The following is a 23,522-nucleotide window of genomic DNA, read 5'->3' on the forward strand; positions in this document are numbered from 1 at the left end:
GGAGATATGAACATGTCAACGTCGACAGTCACCGGAATCGAACTGTTCCGAGCTCAGCAGGGTGTGTGGTTTGCACAGCAGCTGATACCGGACAGCGCCGTGTTCAACATCGGCCAGGCGATGTGGTTGCACGGGGAGCTCGACGCGCGGGCGCTCGAAGGCGCATGGCGGCGAACATGGCACGACGCAGAAGTGCTGCGTTCTCGCTTTGTTGCCGACGGGGACGGCGTGATGGCTTACCCCGCCGATCGGGATGCGCCGTGGACCGTCATCGACCTGTCGTCCGATCCGTCCGGCACAGAGGCATCCGACGGCCGGGTCCGTCGCGCGATGGAGGCAGAACTGGCGGTCGCCCGTGACCTGCACGGTGACGACCTGGTCGGCTCGATACTGTTCGATCTCGGTGAGAACCGGTGGGTCTGGTTCTTGCGCATCCATCACATCCTCATCGACGCCTATGGCCTGTCGCTGGTGTCGAAGCGCGTCGCACAGGTGTACACCGCGCTCGTTGCCGGCAAGCCCGTGGAGGATTCGTCGTTCGCTGCTCTGGCCGCGGTCGCGGAGGCGGCCCGACGATCGCCCGATGCTGTTGCCGCCGACCGGGAATTCTGGTCGACGACGGTTGGCGGGCGTGGTGTCGGCCGGTCACTGGCCGGTGAATCGGTGGCGCTGGCACCGGTCAACCCGAGATTCCCGCTGCATGCGCGCCGTGTGGTGGCCGACAAGGTGATCTCGGACATCGAAAATCTCTGCAAGGCCACGCGTTCCACATGGGCGGAGGTGGTGGTCTTCGGTTGGGCGGCCCATACCCGGCACCTGATGGCGTCCGACCAGGTGATCGTGGGTATGCCGATGATGGGGCGACGTGGCCCGGCCGCGCTGCGCACGCCGATGTTGGCCGCCAACATCTTGCCCCTGCATCTCGACCTTCCCGGCGGGGCAACCATCGCCGATTCGGTGAAAGCGGTTGTGGCAGGGCTCAAGAAGCTACGGGCCCACCAGGAGTACCGAGTCGAGGACGTCGCTCGCGACAACGGACTCGTCGGCACCGACATGCAACCGGTCGGCTCGCTCGTCAACATCAAGGCCTTCGACTATCGATATGGGTTTGGCGCCCTCGACGTCGTCCCGGAGAGCATAGCCACCGGACCGGTCACCGATGTGGCGTTGTCGGTGTACAACGACCCGATCCACGGCTTCGTGTTCGACTGTGACGCGAACCCGGACCTCTACACACAGGAAGCACTCGAAGCCCTGCTCGACCGGTTCGCGGATTACTTCAGTCGGATCGTGGCTGCAGGTCCGGCGACCCGAACCGGTGACGTCACCACGGTCACCGAGGCGGAAACCCGTTGTATCGCAGACTGGTCCGGAATCAGCCACCGGCCGACGACCGAGCACTCCGCCGTTGCCGACCAATTCGCCTCACGCGCCGGCGAGTGCTCCGTATGCACGGCACTGATCACCAGGACCGGAGAGCTCACCTACTCCGAGCTGGCCCGTGACGTCGCCCGGATGGCACGGCTGCTTTCTGCTGAAGGGGCCGGCCCGGAAAGCCGAATTGCGTTGTTGTTGAACCGAGGAACCGAACACGTCACCGCGCTGCTGGGTGCACTGACCGTCGGATCAGCGATCGTCCCGGTCGATCCGACCTATCCCCGAGCCCGGATCGGGTACGTGCTCGATGATGCGCAGCCCGACGTGATCGTCACCAGCGGGTCGCTGTTAGCGCAATGGGCAGACCTGGTGGGTTCGCGCAGCACCCGTGTCATCGTGCTCGACGACCCCGAAACACTCTCGCGCATCTCGGAATTCGCGGGCGAGAGGATCGAGGTGGGTGAACTCGGGCGGCCGGTGGAACCCGCCGACATGGCCTACCTCATCTACACATCGGGTTCGACCGGGCAGCCAAAAGGTGTCGCCGGAACACACGGAGCGCTGGCCCATCGGATCGGATGGGCGACCACGGCCTGGGGGCCGGTCGATCCCGGTCGCCGCGACGTCCGGATAGCCAAGAGCTCGGCCGGCTTCATCGACGGCACCACGGAGTTGCTTGCCGCGTTGGTTGCGGGGGCCACCGTGGTGCTGGCCGACGATCAGATCGCATCCGACCCGCGGGCCCTCGCCGAGGCGGTGGACACGCATCAGATCACTCAGCTCACCGCGGTGCCTTCCCTGTTGCGCTCGATGGTCGATGTGGCCGCCGACAAGCTCGCCGGTGTCGAGCGATGGATATCCAGCGGTGAAGATCTGCCGGAATCGCTGATGGTGGATCTTCTTCGGGTGGCACCGGATTCGGTGGTCATCAATTCGTACGGATCATCGGAGGTGGCCGGAGATGTGGCCTACGCCGAACTCCGCGGGTCCGGGTCGGTGACGATCGGCAGGCCGGTCCCGGACACCACCATCGAAATCCTCGACCGCTGGCTGGCGCCCGTGCCCCCGGATGCCGTTGGGGAGGTCTACGTCGGCGGCACGCAGTTGGCGCGCGGGTACTGGGGCCGTGCCGGCCTGAGTGCGGAGCGATTCGTTGCCGCGCGGCACGGGAACCCCGGCACCCGGATGTACCGCACCGGTGACCTCGCGCGCTGGACCTCCGAAGGTGAACTCGTCTATCTGGGGCGCGCCGATCATCAGGTGAAGATCCGTGGCTTCCGGATCGAACTCGGTGAGATCGAGTCGGTGCTCGGCGGACTCGACGGGGTGGCGACCGCAATGGTGGTCGCACATCCCCAGAGCGACGATGGCCGTGTTCTGGTCGGATACGTCACCGCCGAAGGTGTCGGAGATCTCGATCCCGCCGCGATGATCGCCGACCTGTCTTCGGCCCTGCCCGCGTATCTGGTCCCGGCAGCGGTGGTGGTACTCGACGAGTTGCCGGTCACCGCATCGGGCAAGCTCGACCGGGCCGCATTGACGCTCCGTGACTTCCGACCCCGGCATGCCGAGACCACCGCACCGTCCACCCCGACGGAAACACTGCTGTCGGAGTACTTCTCAGACGCTCTCGGTGTGGCGGATCCGGGAACCACCGAGAACTTCTTCGCCCTCGGCGGTCACTCGCTGTCGGCAACCCGGGTGCTGGCGCGGATCGCGGGTCAGACCGGCGTTCCGTTGTCGTTGCGGGATGTCTTCGACAACCCGACCATCCGGTCCCTGGCCGTCGTGGTCGAGCGCAAGCGCAATGCCGGGGGCTTTGACGCAGCACCGCCGATCCTGCCCCGAGCGCAATCGGGCCCGGCGCCGTTGTCGGCATCGCAGGCGCGCCTGTGGTTCCTCTATGAGCTCGAAGGCCCGAGCCCGGTCTACAACATCGTGATCCCGCTGCGTGTGCATGGTCGACTCGATGCCGATGCCCTCCGTACCGGGCTGCGCGAGTTGCTGTCCCGGCACGAACCGCTCCGCACGATCTTCCTGGACACGGAGACGGGCCCGGTTCAGAAGGTGCTCACCGTCGACGAGGCGGATCCGGGTGTGGCGTTCACCGACGGTGACGACGACCCGGACTTCGTGGATCGTTGCCGTGGGCACCACTTCGACCTCGGATCGCAGATTCCCATCAGGGTGTCGGTGCTGGAACGCTCCGACGGCGAATCGGTGTTGTGCATCGTTGTGCACCACAGTGCTTTCGACCAGTGGTCGGTACCGATCCTGTTCGCCGACCTCGACCGTGCCTACCGGCGGTCCCGGGGTGAGGGTGTTGGAGAACCCGAACAACTCCCGGTGCACTACGCGGATTACGCCCAGTGGCAGCAGGCACTACTCGGTGGGGGAGCGAGCGGCACCGAACCGGCGCAGATGATCCGGCGCCAACTGGGCCACTGGGCAACGCTCCTGTCAGATCTGCCGGACGAACTGCCGATCCTCACCGACCGGTCACGGCCGGTCGTGGCGGGCCAAGAGGGTTTCACCGTCAGCCGGGTCCTCGACCCGAGTGTGGTGCGCGCGATCAAGTCGGCCTGCAGTCGGCACGAGATCACCGAATACATGTTTGCGCAGACCGCGGTTGCCCTGGTGCTCGGCCATTTTGGCGCGGGCGCCGATGTCCCCATCGGTACACCGGTCTCCGGTCGCGGACAACCAGGGATCGAGCATCTGATCGGCTTCTTCGTCAACACGCTTGTCGTCCGTAACAACCTCGACGGTGATCCCACCGTCGAGGACCTGTTGCAGCGGACAAAAACGCTCGTTCTCGACGCGTTCGACAACCAGGATGTGCCGTTCGAAAGGGTGGTGGACCAACTCAATCCGGAGCGGATCGCCTCGCGACACCCGCTGTTTCAGACGATGGTCGTCTACCGGAACGCGCGTGGACTGCCCGCCGACATCGGTGACGTACCGATCGAGCTGATCCAGACGCAGGCAACCACCGCCAAGTTCGACCTCGAATTCGAACTGGTGGAACTCGATTCGGGTGCGTTGAGCGCCGACGTCGTCTTTGCCGCGGACCTCTTCGATCGTGGTACCGGCGAGCGCTACGTCGATACCCTGCTGCGGGCGTTGGAGCAGCTCGCCCGCGCCACCACCGAACGGATCAGCGACCTCGACATCGTCGACCATCGCGAGCGCGAGATGGTGCAGAAGTGGTCACGTGCACCGCGGGTGGACGTGCGCGCACACACCATCGACGGCTTGTTCGCCGAGCAGGCCGCCGCGACCCCCGAAGCGGTGGCGCTGTCACAAGAGGAGGCCCGGTGGACGTATCGCGATGTGTCGCAGGCCGGTAACCGCCTGGGCCGGCTGCTGATCTCCAGGGGCGTCGGTGCCGGGGACCGCGTGGCCGTACTGGCGCCACGGCGGCCGGAATTGGTGGTCATGGTGCTGGCGACGCTGACGGCAGGCGCCGCGTATGTGCCGGTCGATCCGGGCTATCCCGCAGCCCGGATCGATCACCTGCTCACCGACAGTGATCCTTCGGTACTACTGGTGTACGGCGAGGACGAGCGCCTGCTCGTTGCCGATCATGCGGCACCGTGCATCGTTCTGACCGATACCGAAGTGGCGGAGCAGCTTCAGGTACTGTCGGCGGATCCGGTTGCCGACACCGAACGCCGTCGCCGGCACGTGAACACCGATCCGGCGTACATGATCTACACCTCCGGCTCCACCGGGACGCCCAAAGGTGTTGTGGTCCCGCACCGCAACGTGGTTGCACTGCTCGATGCAACCGGGGACATGGACTTCGGCGCGCAGGATGTCTGGACGCTGTTCCACTCCTACTCCTTCGACTTCTCGGTCTGGGAGATCTGGGGCGCGCTGTGCACCGGCGGGCATCTCGTGGTGGTCGATCAGGAGACGTCCAGGGATCCGGCGGCATTCGGGGATCTCGTGCGCCGAGAACAGTTGACCGTACTCAATCAGACACCCTCGGCCTTCTACGCGTTTGTCGATGCCGAGCGCGAACGGGACGGTGATACCTCACTTGCCCTGCGCGCCATCATCTTCGGGGGTGAGGCGCTCGATTTCCGGAAGCTCCGGGGATGGTACGACACGCATCCGGAGAGCGCAGCGAACCTGATCAACATGTTCGGTATCACCGAGACCACGGTGCACACCACCGTCCATCGACTCAGCGGTGACTCCGAACCCGGGGCAAGTGTCATCGGCCGACCGCTCGACAACCTGAACACGTACGTACTGGATCACCGCATGTCTCCGGTTCCCCCGGGCGTTGTCGGTGAGCTATATGTCGCCGGTGATCAGGTGGCACAGGGTTATTGGAATCGTCCCGGACTCAGCGCAACCAGATTTGTCGCCAATCCGTTTGATGGCGGAGGTAGTCGTCTGTACCGCACCGGCGACCTGATGCGCTGGAATTCCGCCGGACTACTCGAATACGCCTCACGCGCGGACGAACAGGTCAAAATTCGTGGATACCGCATCGAACTCCATGAGATCGTGGCGGCGCTCGAAGCGCACCCGCTGGTGAAGTCGGCGGTCGTCGTTGTCGGCGAGCGCGAACGCGGCGGGTCGGCGGTGGAATACGCGCCGGAGAAGTACCTCGCCGCGTATTGGGTTGGCGCTGATCAGGACCCAGGCGATTTGACCGGCGACATCGGCAGGATGCTGCGCGAACACCTGGAGGCCTCACTTCCGGCGCACATGGTGCCCGGTCATGTGATCGGTCTGGATGCGTTGCCGCTCACCACCAACGGAAAGCTCGATCGCCGGGCATTGCCGAACCCGCAGGACGTGCTGCGGGTCGGCACCGATGCGCGCGGACCGGAGGGGCCGATGGAGGTGGCGGTGGCCAAGGCTTTCGAAACCGTCCTCGGACTCGACGCCGTGGCGGTGGACACCGACTTCTTCCATCTCGGTGGTGACAGCATCTCTGCGCTGGCAATCGTCCGTCATGCCCGGACCCACGGCGCCCACACCAGTCTTCGGAAGGTGTTCGACCACCGCACGGTCGAAGACATTGCAGCACATGCCGACCCGGTCGACGGTGCCGATTCGGCAACGGATCGGGTGCACCTGACCCACCGTCCGACGTCGTTGATGCCCATCATGCACCGGCAGCTTGCCTCCGGTGGCGATGGTGCCGGAGGTGATCAGTCGGGGGTACGGCAAACACTTCTGCTCACCGCACCCACCGATGTCGATCTCGTGCGGTTGCGGGAGGCACTGTCCGCGACCATCGCGATCCACGGGGCACTGTCGCTCCGCGTCACCTGTGATGATGGGCGTCCCACGGTGCATGCGGGGGATGCGTACCTAGAACTTCCGGATATCAGAACCGTTGATGCCCGGGGTCTTTCGCAGGACGAGTTCACCGACCTGATCCGTGCGGAAGAGCAGAAGGCGTCGCAGGAACTCGATCTCGGGGGCGGAGCCCTGACCACCATGGTCCACTTCGACCGTGGTGGAGGCGAGGGTGTGGTGGCCTGGCTGGTCAACCATTTTGCGGTCGACTTCGTGTCCTGGGAAATTTTGGTCGCCGACCTGTCGCAGATGTACGAGCGTCCAGAGCTCGCAGATGAGGTGGATCTGTCGTATTTCGAGTGGATGGAATACCTCAACACCGAATCGACACTCGATCAGTTTCGTCCCCAGCTGCCGTACTGGATCGAGTGCGTCGGGGCGGTCGGTTCGAATCAGGCGGTGGCAGAACCGGACCGGATCGACAGGGTTGCACATACCGGAACCTTCGGCGAGGCGGCCTCGGCTGCGGTCGCCGGAGGTGTGGCCGGGCGCGACGGGTTCGTCAACTCGGTGCTCCTGGCGGGTTTGGCACTGGCACTGGGGATCCGGCGCCAACGCGTCGGGCAGGAGCCCTGGGCCGGTCTGCTGGTCGACGTCGAAGGACACGGCCGGGTGAGCCGACCGGACGCGCCACCGTCAGAGGGCGCGGTGGGGTGGTTCACCACCGTCAAGCCGATCGCCCTTCGGGTTCCGGACGACGTGTCGGGGCGGTTGTTCGATTCGCCGATCGTGGGACTGGATGCGCTCGATGCCGTCGACCGGGCTCTGGATCAGGTGCCCGACGACGGACTCGGTTACGGCATCCTGCGGTACCTGGACAATCAGAGCCGGGAGGTGTTCGACCAATTGCCCACTGCAGAGGTCCAATTCAACTATGGCGCGATCACAAACGCGTCGCCGCAGGCGCAGGTATGGACGACACCGCCGGGGCTCCCACGCCTGATCGCAACAGATCCGGCACGGCCGGCGCATCCGTTGGTGGTCAACATCGTGGGCCGCCGTACCGCCGGTGGCGTGGAGTTCCACTATTCACTGGAATCCGATCGGGTGGAGTACGGATCTGCCCTCACCGAGATCGCCGAACTCTGGGAACAGGCCGTCCTGGCGCTGATCTCCGTGACGGATCTCGAGCGTCCCGCGGCGCGTGATGAAGCCGCGGCGGCCGTGGTTCCGACGGCAAATCAGCATCGGCTCCGGGCATCCGCTGTGGATGTCGCCGGATTCGCCCTCACCGAGGTGATCGACCTCGCGCAGGCCCCCGGCCGCGGCCAGCTCGAAGCAGCGCTACTGGATCAGGTGCACCGATATGATGCGCTGCGCCAACGGATTCGGGCCCGGGGCCGGGTATTGCTCGCCGAGGTGCTGCCGGTCTCGGCCGTTGCCGTTGCCGACGCCATCTCCTTCCACACCCTCGACATGTCCGCCGATGCCGCCGTCGCCCACGTCGCGCATCAGATGTGTGGCGAACTCGACGCCGCCGAGGGCGTGATGTGCAGGGTGGCAGTGGTCGCCTCCTCTGCCGGACACCACCTGGTGGTCGCGGTGCACGGGACGGCCGCCGACAACCGGTCCTTGCACACGCTGGCGACCAGACTCGCCACCGGGTCGCGGGTGGTCGAGCCTGGCGATGCCGGGATCTCCGTGGTGGACATGGCTGCTGCGTTGAACGACCTGTCCCGGTCACAGCGGGCCACAGAGGCGATCGACGATCTGTGCGACCCCGGGTCCGCCGCTGTGGTGGACCTTTCGTCGATCACTACCGGCGACCGGGTGCAGACCTTTACCCGCGAGGTGCCGGCCAACGCTGACGCCGCAGCGGTGGAGGCGGCATTCCTGCAGGCGGCGGACCGGGGCGAGTTCGGTTCGGCAGTCGACGTCGATGCCGATCTGCGACTACTCGTCGATGGCGACGATCGGGAGCGCCATGACGCATTCGGCTGGTGGACGGCATCCGGACCGGCCGCGTGCGGCGGTGTGCCCGCGGACCCGGCAGCACGGGCCTGGGATCCGTTGGTCCGCTTCGGAACACGTGAGGGTCGCAAGAAGGCGAAGGGATATGCGGCTTTGCCGATATTGCTCACCAGAAAATACGGGGCGAGCGCGCGACCGAATATGCGCGAGAGTAACGAACTCTTCTACCAATTGGTGTTCAGCTATCGCATCCGAGAAGAATCGGTTGATCTCCGGGTTTGTGGAGATCAGAAGGAATTCGGCGCCCATTTCCTGGACATGTGGGCATCCGCCATCATAAACCGCACATCAGATATGTCCGATATTGATTCTTGAGGTCACTAAACAGAGATAAGGCATCCGTGCAAATCGAATAGGGAGGCTGGCGCCCCAGATAAGATAAGGCTACCCTCATGAAGTTGGTGAGTGGCCCGTGTCCGGTTGGCACGGCGCCGAGTGCGCCGACGTCATACCGACGGGAGGAAATTGCCGCATGCTCGCTGTTGCGCCGAATGCGATATTCGATCACGTTGTATGTGACGATCCGCAGCTGGAGGCCATGGTCTGCGGTGATGACGTGGTGGATTTCGAGCGACTGGACGAATCCGTCGACTGGCTCTGTGAGGATCTGTCCGCGTGCGGCATGCGCTCGGGCCATCGGGTGGGGCTCTGTATCCGCGAGGGCTGGCAATTCGTGCTCGCGTTGCACGCCTTGATGCGCATGGACGCCGTGATCGTCCCGCTGAATCCTCTCGACGACGAAGCGCTTGTCGGCGCGCGTGATCTCGACCTTCACTACGTCGTGTCCCACGTGCTGGAAGACGACCTCGTCGAGGACGTGGCCGTGCTGGTCGGTGAACGCGATTGCGCCCCGATGTTCAGCGTCGCCGATGAGTTCACACTGATCGGCGTCGGGGACGGGCCCATCGACCGAAACGGCGGATTCGTCCTGGGCGGGTCCGATCGATCGATGTGGAGCTGGCCCCGGTGTGTCGAAGCGGTCGACGAGGTCCGCAGGGGGCTCGACCTGGATTCGCAGGCCCAGGTGATGCTCTGTGGAAGTTGCGAGAGTGCAGCGGCGGTCATGGTGATTCTCGCCTGTGCCAGCGCCGGATCCTGCCTGCAGATCGCGCCGCCTGCGGTGGATGCGAACACCTGGCCGGGCATCGGTAGCGGTCAGACGTCAGTCCTTTTTGCGCCCTCCGCATCTGTATGCGCATTCATCGAGCAAGCACCACAACAGCTTTGGCGCAACCTTCGGGTGGCACTGGCGTTGCGGGACGCGGTGCCGGAGGTGGTCGAACGCCGGTACGGGCTGGTTCACCAGTGCGTCGGGAACGTTGCGATCTACGAGGTGGAGAACTGCCCGATCAGGTTGAGGTCGGTTTCGTAGTGTCTGTGCCCGCGGGCCCGGTCGCGATGTTCACCAGGTCGGCCAACGCGTCTTCTCTGCGGTGCCGGAGTGTGTCGATCACCGCCGCGATATCCGCGTCTTCCGGCAACCACAGGGCCGACACCAGGGTCTCTCGCAGGTGCGAAACGTCCGCGGACCTGTCCGCACGACCGAGCATGGCCAGGATCTGTTGCGCCGGTTCGGCTCCGACTTGGGGCCGGTAGGGCCGGATATCGAAGTGCTGTGGCGCGAACTCCAGGAAGATCTCGTCACCCTCGGTCAGGCCGAGGTCGTCGATGAACCGTTTGACGGTGCCCAGCCGGCCTTGCACCGACACCCAGATGATCGATTGGGGACCGAGTCTCGACGGTAGCTGCAACGGCGTCCCCGGCCCGACGCCCAGATGCCCGGCCAGTGCGGACGGGATGTTGAACGCCGACCCCTTGATGTGCGCCTTGGATACCACCGAACGCCAGCGGACGATGTCGCCGTCGCGGTACAGATTCCGGGTCTTCGTCGGCGATTTTCGGTTCACGTAACGCTTTTCACGCCGGGTGACGACATCGTCGCGCGTGATGAACTCACCGGCCCCGGCGTATGCGCGGATGGATGATTCGGTGACGTTGTACTTGGCCATGATCCGGCTGATCAGGTCCTCGATGCCGATCTGCCCGCCGACCTCGTCGAGTATCGCGCCGATCTGCCGGTGGACGGGAAGGTAGCGTTCCCCACCCCAGCGGGCCAGGCCGTACGTCGCGCGGTCGGTTTTCACGATCCGGTCGTCGGTGGCGATGGCGTTGCGGATGCTCGACCGCGACCGCGGTGTGTCCGCCATGGAGTCGACGATCTCGTCGAAGGTCAGCGAGGTGCCTGCGATGGACAACGTGGCCGCGACCAGATCGCCGGTCGCGGTCGACGCGGTCACCACATGATCGCCGATCACGGCAAAACCATTGCGCCCCAACCAGCGGGCGGTGGTCTCGGCACTGAGCATCAACGCCTTCGCCACCGGGGCGAGCGGTACCACCGACTCCGGTCCGGCATGTTCGTCGAGGATCTCCCGCACCCGGGTATTCGCCTCTTGCACACTACCTTTGACGATCCAGTCGTCGGTGATGTGGAGTTCGCCGGACCCGGCGCCGAGGATGCGCCACAGTGGGATCTCCAGGGTGGGGAATGGCAGTCCCAGCTCGGGGATGTCCGCGATCACATCGGAGATGTCGGCGATCGGGTTGGCCCGAGCGATCATCTCCGAGAGCAGCGGGCGCAATGTGGCCGATGCCTCGACCATCTCGGCCAACTGCAAGCGCAGGCTCCGGTCGAGCTGGTTGACCCGTTCGCGGGACAGGCCTATCTGGGTGGCCAGGTGGGCCTGCGTGCGAGGCCGCGAGGCGACGATGCGTTCGCCGAGGATGAGACGGTCGCGGTCATCGAGACCGTCGACGAACTCCCTGACGCGTCGGTCTTCGGTCAGCGGGACCGGCAGTACGTCATCGGTGGCCGATGGATCGCCGGCAACCGCTGTGGCCGCGACCAGGTTCCGGACGATCTCGGTCGCCGCGTCGCGGTCGATGCCGGGGGATTCGAGCAGCTGGTTCACTGTCCGATCGAGAGGTTGGCCGGTGTGAGCGGCATTCGGGAAGTCGGAGGCGAGCCGGTGATCGGGCCGGTCGGCGACGTATCGGGCCGCAACAACGGCGCAGAACGCGTCGAAGTTCTCGCTGGTCAGGCTCTCCGCCGGAGTGGTGCCGATCCAAGCGTTCGGGATCAGTTCGTTCTCGGACAGGATCGGCGGACCGGACCGATAATCATCGAGCCACGGCAGGAGCTCACCCCAACGGCGGTGTGCCAGCGGGCGAACTGCATTCGCGGCGGGCATCAAGACGACCTTTCGGGTGCAGCGGGTATATCGAGCAGAGTGGACAACTCAAGCCGCGACACCGCAGTTTAACCGACACCCAACGCCGAGAGGATGGTGCGGAATTTTGCAGAGGTCTCGGCCAGTTCCTGATCCGGGTCGGAATCGGCCACGATACCGCCGCCCGCCGAAGCGCGGATGGTGCGACGGTCGGCGTCGAGTTCGGCGCACCGGATGCTGACCAGCCATTCTCCGTTGCCGGTGGCGTCGCACCAGCCGACCGCGCCTGCGTAGAAGCGCCGGTCTTCCTCGGTGCGCAGGATGTGGTCGCGAGATTGTGCGGTGGGTGTGCCGCAGATGGCGGGCGTCGGGTGCAGGATGCGGGCCAGGTCCAGCGCCGTGATGGACGGATCGCGGATCTGGCCGGAGATCTCCGTTCCCAGATGCCACATCGCAGGCGTCTTGGTGAGTGAGGGTGTGGCGGGCACGATGACCTCGCCGCACAGTGGACGCAGCCGTTCGGCCAGCGCCTCGACAACAAAGGCGTGCTCGTGCTGATCTTTGACCGAGGCGGTCAGTCGCTGAGCCTGCTCTCGATCGGTGTCCGGATCAGCCGACCTCGGTGCCGAGCCGGCGAGCGGATGGCAGGTCACCGTCGAACCCGTCCGGCGCACAAGCAATTCCGGGCTCGATCCGATCAGGAGATGGCCGTCGTAGGCGGGCCCCGCGGGTGTCAGGTCGGCGAGGAAACCGTTGTGGGTGGGGTCGGCGTCGACCAATCGGCCGAGTAGTGCGAGGGGGTCGATCGGCGCGCTCGCCCGCAACAACAGTGTTCGGGCCAGAACCACCTTCGACAGTTCGGTGGCCGGATCGGTCAGAGCGCGCAGGGCCAGACGAACGCGTCGGACGTGCTCTTCGGGTGCAGGCACCGTTGAGACGATCTCCACCGGCGGGAGCGACTTGGCCCGCGACTGCCATTGCTGTGCGGTGTGGGTCACCTCGGCAGGCGCCAACAGGGCGGCGGGCTGGTCGGTGTCGAAGGGGAGTGCGCCCACGATGTAGTTGTGGCCACCACGTTCGAGTGCCTCGCGCGCCGCTGCGATGCTGTCAAAGTGGGCGCTGACACCGGTCGCCAGCAGGTGATAGCCCGGGCGCGAGAGTACAAACGCCGGAGTGGTTTCTGCCGTGGCGCTTGTGGTCGTGGCCTCCGGCTTCGAGCGTGTACCGGCGGATGTGGTGGACATGGTCTGACTAACCCCTTAAACGCTTGTCGGCTGTGAACAGCCTAGTGCTTCCGGTCGGACGCCAGTAGAAATAGCCTATCCGAATGATGTAGTTCTTGATAGGTGTCCTCCCTCGCGCCCCCCAGACCACCCACTCGGCGCCGGTTACCGGTCTTCTTCGATGCACCAACCGAACCGGTCGACTCGACCTGGATCGAGGTCGATGCCACAACGACCCCGCGGCAATTCACCCTGCGGACGATCTTCGCGGCCAAACGGCGCACCCTGCCCGCAGCCGGGCTGATGATCGGTCACCAGGTGGGTGAGGCGCTTGTCCCGGTGGTGATGGGTCTGGCGATCGATCAGGCGATCACCGACCACGACCTGACCGCTCTGGTGATCTGGCTGATGGTCCTCGGTGGCATCTTCGCGATGTTGTCGTTCTCCTTCCGCTTCGGTTCCCGGATCGGATTCCTCGGCATGCAATCGATCCAGCATCAGCTGCGCAGCCGGGTCACCGACCGGATCCTCGATCCGGCCGGGATGGAGGGTCCGCCTGCGATGTCCGGCATGCTGCTCTCCATCGCGACCGCGGACGTGGCGAAGTTGTCGGCGGCGGTCGCGGTGGCGGTATATCCGGTCGGACAGCTCGCCGCGGTCCTGTTCTGTGGCGTTGTGCTGCTGTGGATCTCGTGGCCACTGGGCCTGGCGATCCTGATCGGCGCCCCGGTCATCCTGCTGGTCCTGGACCTGTCCGGTGGGCCGTTGCGCCGGCGGAGCGAGCATCAGCAGGAATTGGCGGGCGAAGCCGCTGCCACGGCTGAGGATCTCATCGCCGGGTTCCGCGTCGTCAAAGGTATCGGCGCCGAGGCGCAGGCGCGGCACCGGTACGACGAGGCCAGTTCGCGCGCACTCGCCGGGGTTCTGGCGGCCCGTCGATCCGAGGGCTGGTACCTCGGTGCGATGGAGTGGGTGTCCGGCCTGTTCGTGGTCGCTGTCGCCGTCGCGGCCGGATTGATGGCGGTCGACGGATCACTCAGCGTGGGCGAGCTGATCACGGTGGTCGGTCTGACGCAGTTCGTGATGGAACCACTGAGCGATCTGGGCACCGGCTTCGGGAAAATCTGGTCGGCGGGGATCGCATCGGCCGAACGCGTTCTCAAGGTGCTGCAGGCACCGACCGTGACACCTGCACCCCGGTCATCCGCTGGAGAAGTGGTTGTTGCACAGGGCGTCTCGGTGCGCTGCGACGGGCTGACCGTGGATCCGATCAAGGCGCTCGACCTCGAACTGCCCGACCGCGGGCTTGTTGCCGTGGTCGCCGATCACGAGACGACAGCTGCGTTGACCGCGGTGCTGGCGCGGCTGCGCCGACCCCGAGCCGGGTCCGTATGGGTCGGTGGTGTCGACCTGTTCGACCTGGATGATGTTGCCGCACGGCACAGTATCCGCGTGGTCCCGCACGCCACCGATCTGTTCGAGGGCTCGGTGCTGGAGAACATCACCGCCGATGTCTCCGAGTCCCCGGACCGGGAGGCGGCGATCGCGCGGGCCGTGTTCGCCGCGGCTTGCGACGACATCGCCGAGGTCCTGCCGCAGGGCCTGCACAGCCCGGTCGGTGAGGCAGGCCGCCGATTGTCCGGTGGTCAGCGTCAGCGCGTGGGACTGGCCCGGGCTCTGGCCGCGGAATCGGCGGTGCTGGTACTGGTCGATCCGACCACGGCGGTGGATTCCGTCACCGAATCCCTTGTTGCCGAACGCATCGTGAAGGCACGCGCCGACCACACGACGATTGTCTTCACGCGATCTCCGGCACTGCTTGCGCTCGCCGATCAGATCATCGTCCTCGATGAGAGTGGGCAGGCATGAGTGCGCCGACAACCGTGCCGATGACCGTGGCCGGACCAAAGGCGGTCTGTGGCCGGATGGCCGCAACCGTGCGGGGCCGATGGTGGTTCCTGGCGGCAGTGGTCGTGGTGCTGATCGGCGCGGCCGCGCTCGGTCTCGTCACGCCGTGGGCTCTCGGTCGAATCGTCGACATCGCCATCGACGACAGCGGGTTTCGTCAGGTGTGGCAACTCGGTGGATTGATGCTGGTTGCCGCATTCGGGTATGCGGTGCTGACCGGACTCGGCGTGGCACTGTCGTCACAGCTCTTCGAGACGATGCTCGCGCGGCTGCGTGAACAGATGCTCGATGCGGTGCTCCGCCTGCCGCTGGCCCGGGTCGAGTCGGCCGGTAGCGGCGATGTCGTCTCCCGGGCCACCGACGATGTCAGCGTGGTGAGCGAGGCGATCTCCAGAGCTGTTCCCGCACTGTCGACCTCGGGTTTCACGATCGTGCTGACCGGCATCGGTCTTGCCGTACTCGACTGGCGCTACCTCGTGGTCTTTGTGGTGTTGATGCCGGTCTACGTGGTCGGGGTGCGGATGTATCTGCGCGAGGCGCCACAGGTCTACGCGGCCGAACGGGTGGCGATGGCAGAACGCGCCCATCACGTCCTCGGCGCAATCCGCGGCCTGGAAACCGTGTACGCCTTCGGGTTGTCGGCCGGGCTCAGCAGGCGGATAGCGTACCGGTCATGGGACGTCGTGCGCTGGGCACTGCGTGCCCGGATCGTTCAGAACCGGTTCTTCGGCAAGATCAACCTGGGCGAATTCCTGGGAATGGCAACGATTTTGATCGTGGGCTACAACCTGGTGGGTGCCGGGATGTCGACGGTGGGTGCCACCACCACCGCCATGCTGTTCTTTTTGCGGCTGTTCGGGCCGATCTCGGCCCTGCTCCTGGTGATCGACGATCTGCAGTCCGGTGCGGCGTCGCTGGGACGGATCGTCGGCGTCATCGAGGAGGCCGAAGGATTTGTGTCACCGGCGCCGGTGGCACCGAACGCCACCGGTGGTACCGAATTGTCTGCGGAGTCGGTGAGCTTCGGATACTCGGCGGAACATCCGGTGTTGCAGGACATCTCCATCCGCCTGGTGCCGGGCGAGAAGGTGGCGGTGGTGGGGGCGTCCGGTGCGGGCAAGACCACGTTGGCATTGTTGCTGGCCGGCGTGCATCCGGTCACCTCTGGCCGGATCTGCCTCGGCGGGACCGACGTTCGCGATCTCGAAGGCTGCGATCGGGCCCGCCGGATCGCGATGGTGACCCAGGACGTCCACATCTTTGCCGGACCGTTGGCCGCGGATCTGCGGATGGTCGCGCCGGAGGCAAGCGATTCGGCGCTGAGGTCGGCGCTGGAGGCGGTGCTCGCGTGGGACTGGGTCAGTGCGCTCGACGACGGTATGGACACGGTGGTCGGCGCGGCCGGGGTCAGGCTCACACCCGTGCAGGTTCAGCAAGTCGCATTGGCCAGGTTGGTTCTGCTCGACCCGGAGGTGGTGATCCTCGACGAGGCGACAGCCGACGCGGGCAGCTACGGTGCCGAGACGCTCGAGAGGTCCGCGCAGGCCGCCATTGCGGGACGTTCGGCCCTGATCATCGCCCACCGGCTCAGTCAGGCGGCGATGGCCGACCGGATTCTGCTGATGGAGAAGGGTCGCATCGTCGAGTCCGGGACCCACGCGGACCTGGCCTCGGCCGGTGGCCGCTACGCACGGTTGTGGTCCGCCTGGTCCCGGGACCGTGACGGCGCTATCGCGTCTGGCCCGACGACCCGGTGACCGACGAGCCGGGCGCCGGGGCGGTACCCGCGGCCAACGCCAGGCGCAACTGATCGGCAACGGCGGTGGGATTCGCCGAGTTCTCATTGGTCAACACCGTGACCGCCCACCCCGTCGATGGCACGAGCTCGGTGACACTCTGGGACCCGCCGGTTGTGCCGTCCTTGTAGGCGTAGGGCAGCGGGTTGGCATCCGACGTCGGATACAGCTGCCAGGCCATGCCCATCTGCATGCCGCCGGAACCTCCGGGCGCCACCCGATCCAGGGTGGTGTTCAGGGTCGCGGCCAGCGGGTTCCCGCCTTTGCCCATCGTCGCTTCGGCCCACGTCGCCATGTCCTCGGCGGTGCTGACCAGACCGCCGGCGCCGGCGTATGCCTCGGTGTTGTTGTGGTAGCAGACGGGCTTTCCGTCGCTGTACGGCACGGCCAGATCGGCATTCGGCCCCGGCTCCAACTCCGTGGCGGACATCCCGAGCGGGCCGGTCAGTTCGTTTGCCACAACGTGTCCGTAGGGCTCACCCGCGCCCGGCTTGAACCCGCCGCTGACAATCGACCCGAGCAGCCCGAACCCCCAATTCGAATACAGCCAGTCCGTACCCGGGGTGTGGACAAGGGCGTCGTAGTTGTTGTTCAAACCCGCTGCGAGCTTGGTGATGTCGTAGTTCATCTCGGCATAGCAACCCTGCCCGAGATTCATCGCATCCCGCTTCAACCCCGACCGATGGGTGACCAGCTCGCCCATGGTGATGAACTTGCCGTCCGCTCCCGGCAGGGTCAGGTCGGCCGTGGCGGGTAGGCGACCCTGAGCGCGGTCGTTCAGCGCCACCGCGCCGGACTGAACCCGCAAGGCAAGTAGCGAGGCAGTGAAAGTCTTTGTCTGTGAACCGATCTCGAATTGAGTCTGCGGTCCCACGGGCAACGACTGTGCCTTGTCGGCGTCGCCGAAGTAGTAGGTGGTCGTGATCGATGCGCTCGGGTTGCCCGGAGCCGGTTTCACGATCGCGATCGCGGCCCCTGTCGTGTCGGTCAATTGCGAACCGACAGCGGCGACGACCGCCGCCACTTCTGCGGCGTCGCCGGGACGAGAACCAGGGTTGAAGGTGGTGGGCACCGCGTTGGCGGCCGGTGCGACGATGCCACCGAGTGTCAGTGACGCACACACTGCCACCGCTGCCGGAACCCATTTCCCGCGCCGCGTCTTCTCGGACGAATTGGTCGACAATGAGCGGCGCAGATTCATGTCGTGAGGTTACTTCACGACTTTCGAAACGGCAGCGCGTCGGAAACTCCTTCGCCGCATCATTGCGCTCACGCGTGTCTCACACGATGGTGGGGGCCGCTGCCGGGCACTGGCAGACCTGGTGTCTGATGGGAGTGTGACGACCCATCCAGCATCGAGCTCAGGCGACACCCACGCGATCACCACCCCGGCGGACCTCGAGCGGGTGCTCGGAGTGGCCCACGAAGGTGTCCTGAACAAGCACACATCGTCGATGACGCCGTTGATCGTCGAGTACCTCGAGCGCGCAAGGTTTTTCGTGTTGGCCACGGCGGACGCCGACGGCAACTGTGATTGCTCGCCGCGCGGCGACGTCGACTCGGCGGTACTCGTCCCCGACCCGCACACCCTGGTGCTGCCCGATCGGATGGGCAATCGCCGGGTCGACTCCTACCGCAACATCCTGGCGAATCCCCACGTCGGGGTGTTGTTCATGGTTCCGGGAATCGACGAGGTGGTCCGGGTCAACGGTCGGGCGAGGTTGCGCACCGACCCAGATCTGCTGGATGCCATGGCGATCAAGGGCAAGGCGGCGACACTCGCCGTCGTCATCGACGTCGACGAGGTCTACGTCCACTGCGCCAGGGCGATCCTGCGGTCGGATCTGTGGAATCCCGAGCGGTTCGCCGATCCGGACGACGTCCCGACTGTCCGCGACATCTACGCCGAACAGCACGCGGAGACGGTGCCTGCCGACGAGCCCCGCCGGCAGGAGCTGTACCGCTCGTATTTGTACTGATCGCGATTGACCCTTGAACCGAACAAGCGCTCGGTCATAGGGTGCGAGGATGGAAATCAACGGAGCAAGCGCAATTGTGACGGGTGGGGCATCGGGTATCGGTGCTGCAGTGGCGCGGCAACTCGCCGCACTGGGGGCCAAGGTGGTGGTGGCCGACGTGCAGGCGGACAAGGGGGAGGCCCTGGCCAAAGAGATCGGCGGAGCCTTTGTCAGCGTCGATGTCACCAAGACCGAGCAGATCGAAGCGGCGGTCAACAAGGCACTCGAGCTCGGACCGCTACGAGCGCTGGTCAACTCGGCGGGTATCGGATCGGCGCAGCGCACCATCGGGCGCGACGGTGAGTTCTCCTCCGCGCATGACATCGATGTCTTCCGGAAGGTCATCAACATCAACCTGATCGGCAGCTTCGACGCCACCAGGTTGGCCGCCACCGCGATGAGCCGTGGCGAGCCGACGGAAACGGGCGAGAAGGGCGCGATCGTGTCCCTGGCCAGTGTTGCCGCGTTTGACGGCCAGATCGGCCAGGCCGCGTACTCGGCGTCCAAGGGCGGCATCGTCAGCCTGACCCTGACCGTCGCCCGCGACCTCGCGGCCGCAGGCATTCGCAACAACACCGTCGCCCCGGGTCTGATCGAGACCCCGATCTACGGCAGCGGGCCCGAGTCCGAGGCGTTCAAGGCCAAACTCGGTGAGAGCGTGCTGTACCCGCGCCGTCTCGGCACCCCCGACGAACTCGCGTCGATGGTCATCGAACTCATCACGAACTCCTACATGAACGGCGAGGTCGTCCGCGTCGACGGCGGCGTGCGGCTCCCACCGAAGTAGCAAGCGGACTTCTGAAGGGACGCTGCGATCATGGCGCCGGCGATTCGTCGGCGCCATGATCGGCCCGTGAACGAACCCGGTTCCGGTTGCGTTCTCGCTCCTGTTGTCGGCGTTTGTGTTTGGCTTCGGTGCGGGGTCTTCTTTTCGGAGGTCTGTCCGGTGCCCGCTGTGGTGCTGACGGTGATGGCTCGTCCCAGGTGATGTGTCGTATCGCTGGGAAGAGGTCGTCGCCGGTCCAGGCTGGTCCGTGATAGATGCGGCCTTCGGGGGTGATGACAACGGTGGTGGTGCGGCCGTTGTCGTCGACGTATTGGTCGTCGAGCCAGTCGATTGGTCGAGCTTCGCTGCGCTTCGTCTCTGCCGTGTGGGTTTTGAGCAGGTGGTGAAAACGGCACAGCGCTTTGAGTCCGGTGGGATGGGTGCGGCCTCCGGCGTCGGGGTCGGCGTGGTTGTATTCGGTGGTGTGGTCGAGGTCAGCGGTCCAGGCGGGTTTGTTGCAGCCGGGCCAGGTGCAGTAGCAATCACGGATGCGGATGAATGCATCAAGGACTGCGGACGGTCGGTAGTGGTCACCGGGTTTGTCGACCGGTAGTGGAATTGTTTGCAGCCGTGGTTCTTTGACCCGCGCCCAGTCGGGGTCGATCCCGGCCAGTCGTGGATCGGGTGGGCCCTGCATCGGCACTGTCTTCTTGGCTGCGCGGCGAGCCTTGCGGTTCGGGCCGGACGGTGGTGTCGGGCACTGCTGTGCCACAGCATCGTTGGCTTCGGAATCGCCGGCCGGTGCGGGTGCCGACTCAGGTGCTGGTGCGGGTTTGGTCTTGTTGCCGAGCGGTCGGACGGTGGTGGCGTCGTGGTCGGCCAGTTCGCGGGCGTGGTCGGCGGTGATGACGCCGTGGCCTTCGAGGTAGCCGGGTTGCTCGTCGTCGCCGTCGAGAGTCGATTGGTTGACGATGGCGTGCAGCACGATCTTCACATCAATCCCGGAGACGACGTGTCTGCTGGGTACGGACAGGATTTCGGCCAGGCAGGGGTGTTCCGCATCCTCCTCGCATTGGCAGGCGAACTCGCGGGCCATGGTGATCGCGAACAAGGCGTCGGACATCCGTTGCGGTTTACGGCGCGGGTCACGTTTACAGGTGGAGGCGGCGAGCTTCTCGAGGCGTCGCATGATCATCGCGGTGTGTTCAGCTGCCATCGTCGCGGTCAGGACACCCATACCGTTTTGTTTCTCGTCGGCCCAGACTCCCCGGTTGTTGTTGGCGTCCTCGCGTTCCTCACGGACCAGGGTGGGGTCGCGGCGAAAGATGGTGGCATCGATCATGTCCCGCATTGCTTTCGACGACCAGGATCCGCGACGACGCAGGTTCTCGGCGATGTCCCGATCGATGTCGGCGGCGTGATCGGTGCCTTCGATCAAATCCGTGCGGGCGACGATCGCCGCGATGTGATGCGCTGCCACCAGACCGTACTTGAGGGCTTCGGCCACGTGCGGAAGGCGATCACGCAACGCCAACGCACACGTCAGATGATTTTCGGCGACCGTCTGACTCATCCGCTGCGCCAACGCCAACCGGGCCGCGCACTGGGTGTAGGCGTCCTTCAGGAAGTCCGAGGCGTCGAGGCTCTGGGTATCCATTTGCCGATGCAACTCCGCCGCATAGGCGTACCGGGCCCACTCCAGATACCCCTGTCCGGCCATTGCACGCTCCACCGAACCCAATAAATCGTTGACGCCCAACAACATCGCCGGTTGTATCCCGGTGATGGCGGGGTCCACGCTGGGCCACGGTTCGAACATGCTCCTAGTCTAAATGCGGGGTCCGACATTGCTTTTCATCGCCCGAAACCGTAGTCCTACGGCCCGATCGGTCGAAATAAGGGCCCGGTCAACGGTGTTCGGCCTCAGTTGAGGTTGCACCTACGCGCGGCATCATTGGCCTGATGCATAGTCGGCCCGAAGTTCCGGGGACTCATGAAGTCGTACAGATTGATCCGAAGCTGATTCTGGCCGGTTCCGAACATTGTGTTGGCGGTGTTCGGCCTGATGAAGTCGTCGGTTTGATCGTCTCCCCAGACCCCCGGATTCTCGCGCGTGAAGAACATGTTCCATTTCACGGGCTGTCCGTTGCCGGCGAAACTCCACGTCGCTCGCATCTGAGCGTTCGCGGGCATGGAAGACCAGGGATGCCAACTGAGGTCGCTGGGAAACTCGTACTTGGTACAACTCAGACCGTTCACGTCACCGGGACCCACTGGTGGGGGAGTGCCGCGGATGAGCCATGGATACATGGCCGAGACGAGCGTGGTTGCGAACCACGTGCGCAATCCGGTCGTCAGGTTGTTCAACAGTTGCCCGGGTTCGATAGGCGCGATCCAGTGCTCCTCAGCGAGCTCCGCATTGGCAGCTTCGAGTTTGCCGTAGTCGGACGCCATGACCAATGCGACTGTGGTGAACGCGTACGTCGAGGCCGTGGGGGAATCTTCGACTTGCTGCGCGAGCCGATCGGCTCGGACCTTGGTCCTGTTCGCCAGCGAGTTCGCGTTCGCGTTCGCGTCGGCTTCGCCACTGGCATAGGCGCCTAGTGCGAGGAGAGTCGATATGGGCCCCCACACCGCTTTGATCTCCGGTGCGACCAGCATCACGGTATTCATGACGACGTTCGTCAGCTTGAGGCCGTCAGCGAAAGCGGTGCTTGCCGGCGGCGGTGACACCTCGTTGACGATGTCGTTGCCGATCTTGGTGACGCTCAGTTTGGCGTCGCCGCGAACCAACCCCATCGCTTGCTGCAAATTCGCGTAGTAGGTCTTGACTGCGACGAATGCGGTGACTTCCTTACGAAGTTGTGTCACGGCTGCGTCGAACTCCGCGGCGGTGAATGTGGCTCCACAGTGCCGCGCCCAGTGCGCACACTATTGCCAGGAGAGAGTCGCTCACGGCGGGAATCTATCCCGGCCAGATGAACCGCGGGCATCACACCGGTGAGATACCGAATTCGCCTGCGAGCTCGGCAATTCGCTCGGCGCGTTTGAGGCGGGGGAGGTCGCTGCCGTCCCGCACCAAGCGACCACGGGCTTCGAAGTCGGAGAGGAACCCGGTCGCCCACGCTACGTCGGCCGGGCTCGGACTGATGACGGTGTTGATGACTCCCGTGTGGGCCGGATTCAGGCACAGCTTGCCGGTGAGTCCGAATGACACGCTGGTGGCGGTCTTTTCGCGGAGGATCGTCTCGTCGTCGGTGACCGCCGGTCCATCGATCGGTCCGGTCAGGCCGGCCACCCGGCTGGCGACGACCAGGCGCGATCGCGGGTAGGCCATCACCAGATCGTCTGCGTCGGTGGCGGTGTCACGACGGTAGTCACCGCTTCCGAATGCCAGACGCAGGACGCCGCGGCGCCGGGCGATGTCGACCGCGTTCTCGATCCCCATCGCGGACTCGATGAGCGGGATCACGGGCACGCGTCCGCCGAGGCGGTCGTAGGTCTCGTCGACCTGGTCGGGATATTCGGTCTTGGCCAGCATGACTCCGCCGAGGCCCGGTGCCGCCCGGAGGTGATCGACGTCGTTGGACCAGAAAGGCGTGGTCCGGTCATTGATCCGCACCCATGCCTCTGCGGCGCGCAGCCACGCGGTGACACTGTCGCGGGCCGCGTCCTTGCTGCGTGGATCCACGGCATCTTCGATGTCGAGGATGATCTGGTCGGCCTGCGAGCGGGCGGCGGCCGTGTAGGCCGCCGGGACCGACGCGTTCACCAGGAGCCATGAGCGTGCGATATTTGCGTCGATGCGAGGGCGGGACTGCAGATCGGGTTGTGCCATGGAGCCCAGTGTGCCGTAGCCGGTCGAGCACGCCGGCGGTCAGTGCAATACGTTCATCGTTTGCCGCCAG

At 65.3% G+C, this 23,522-nt stretch carries 12 protein-coding genes; 6 read left to right on the forward strand and 6 right to left on the reverse strand.

What is annotated here, in order from left to right:
* The first annotated feature begins 12 nt into the window (after window positions 1-12).
* Both AC56PL_RS14095 and AC56PL_RS14100 read left to right on the forward strand, forming a co-directional pair.
* On the forward strand, window positions 13-8,988 hold the full coding sequence (locus tag AC56PL_RS14095) for an amino acid adenylation domain-containing protein (protein WP_497154207.1): 8,976 nt from the start codon (window positions 13-15) through the stop codon (window positions 8,986-8,988).
* Window positions 8,989-9,145: 157 nt separating this feature from the next.
* Window positions 9,146-10,045 carry an AMP-binding protein gene (locus AC56PL_RS14100; RefSeq protein WP_495514288.1) on the forward strand — a complete coding sequence of 300 codons (900 nt, stop codon included), beginning with the start codon at window positions 9,146-9,148 and terminating at the stop codon, window positions 10,043-10,045.
* Here AC56PL_RS14100 and AC56PL_RS14105 read toward each other — a convergent pair.
* On the reverse strand, window positions 10,023-11,924 hold the full coding sequence (locus tag AC56PL_RS14105; protein ID WP_497154208.1) for a hypothetical protein: 1,902 nt from the start codon (window positions 11,922-11,924) through the stop codon (window positions 10,023-10,025). The two genes, AC56PL_RS14100 and AC56PL_RS14105, sit on opposite strands and share 23 nt — an antisense overlap.
* 68 nt (window positions 11,925-11,992) lie before the next feature.
* The gene (locus tag AC56PL_RS14110) at window positions 11,993-13,147 is read right to left on the reverse strand and encodes an isochorismate synthase (protein WP_497154209.1); all 1,155 of its coding nucleotides are present in this window, start codon (window positions 13,145-13,147) and stop codon (window positions 11,993-11,995) included.
* Between the two features lie 102 nt (window positions 13,148-13,249).
* Between AC56PL_RS14110 and AC56PL_RS14115 the strand changes: the two genes are divergently transcribed.
* Together AC56PL_RS14115 and AC56PL_RS14120 are read left to right on the forward strand one after the other, a co-directional pair.
* Complete coding sequence (locus AC56PL_RS14115; protein ID WP_497154210.1) at window positions 13,250-14,995, forward strand: ABC transporter ATP-binding protein; 1,746 nt, start codon at window positions 13,250-13,252, stop codon at window positions 14,993-14,995.
* A complete protein-coding gene (locus AC56PL_RS14120; protein ID WP_495514292.1) occupies window positions 14,992-16,791 on the forward strand; it encodes an ABC transporter transmembrane domain-containing protein in 1,800 nt (599 codons plus the stop codon). The genes AC56PL_RS14115 and AC56PL_RS14120 overlap by 4 nt, the downstream gene beginning before the upstream one ends.
* On the opposite strand, the gene AC56PL_RS14125 is transcribed toward AC56PL_RS14120, so the two are convergent.
* On the reverse strand, window positions 16,763-18,031 hold the full coding sequence (locus AC56PL_RS14125; protein WP_495514293.1) for a serine hydrolase: 1,269 nt from the start codon (window positions 18,029-18,031) through the stop codon (window positions 16,763-16,765). The two genes, AC56PL_RS14120 and AC56PL_RS14125, sit on opposite strands and share 29 nt — an antisense overlap.
* 136 nt (window positions 18,032-18,167) lie before the next feature.
* Between AC56PL_RS14125 and AC56PL_RS14130 the strand changes: the two genes are divergently transcribed.
* Window positions 18,168-18,809 (forward strand): MSMEG_1061 family FMN-dependent PPOX-type flavoprotein, encoded by a 642-nt coding sequence (locus AC56PL_RS14130; RefSeq protein WP_495514294.1) that lies wholly within the window; start codon window positions 18,168-18,170, stop codon window positions 18,807-18,809.
* Between the two features lie 49 nt (window positions 18,810-18,858).
* A complete protein-coding gene (locus tag AC56PL_RS14135; protein WP_497154211.1) occupies window positions 18,859-19,635 on the forward strand; it encodes an SDR family oxidoreductase in 777 nt (258 codons plus the stop codon).
* A gap of 28 nt (window positions 19,636-19,663) precedes the next feature.
* Here the strand turns inward: AC56PL_RS14135 and AC56PL_RS14140 are convergent, their stop codons facing one another.
* The 3 genes from AC56PL_RS14140 to AC56PL_RS14150 form a co-directional block, all read right to left on the reverse strand.
* Window positions 19,664-21,433: an HNH endonuclease signature motif containing protein gene (locus tag AC56PL_RS14140; protein WP_497154212.1), complete on the reverse strand. Its 1,770-nt coding sequence runs from the start codon at window positions 21,431-21,433 to the stop codon at window positions 19,664-19,666.
* A 104-nt stretch (window positions 21,434-21,537) separates the two neighbouring features.
* Window positions 21,538-22,485 carry a hypothetical protein gene (locus tag AC56PL_RS14145; protein ID WP_497154213.1) on the reverse strand — a complete coding sequence of 316 codons (948 nt, stop codon included), beginning with the start codon at window positions 22,483-22,485 and terminating at the stop codon, window positions 21,538-21,540.
* A 121-nt stretch (window positions 22,486-22,606) separates the two neighbouring features.
* Window positions 22,607-23,452 carry an HpcH/HpaI aldolase/citrate lyase family protein gene (locus AC56PL_RS14150; RefSeq protein ID WP_497154214.1) on the reverse strand — a complete coding sequence of 282 codons (846 nt, stop codon included), beginning with the start codon at window positions 23,450-23,452 and terminating at the stop codon, window positions 22,607-22,609.
* Window positions 23,453-23,522 lie beyond the last annotated feature (70 nt).

Source organism: Williamsia sp. Y721 (genome assembly GCF_059683565.1).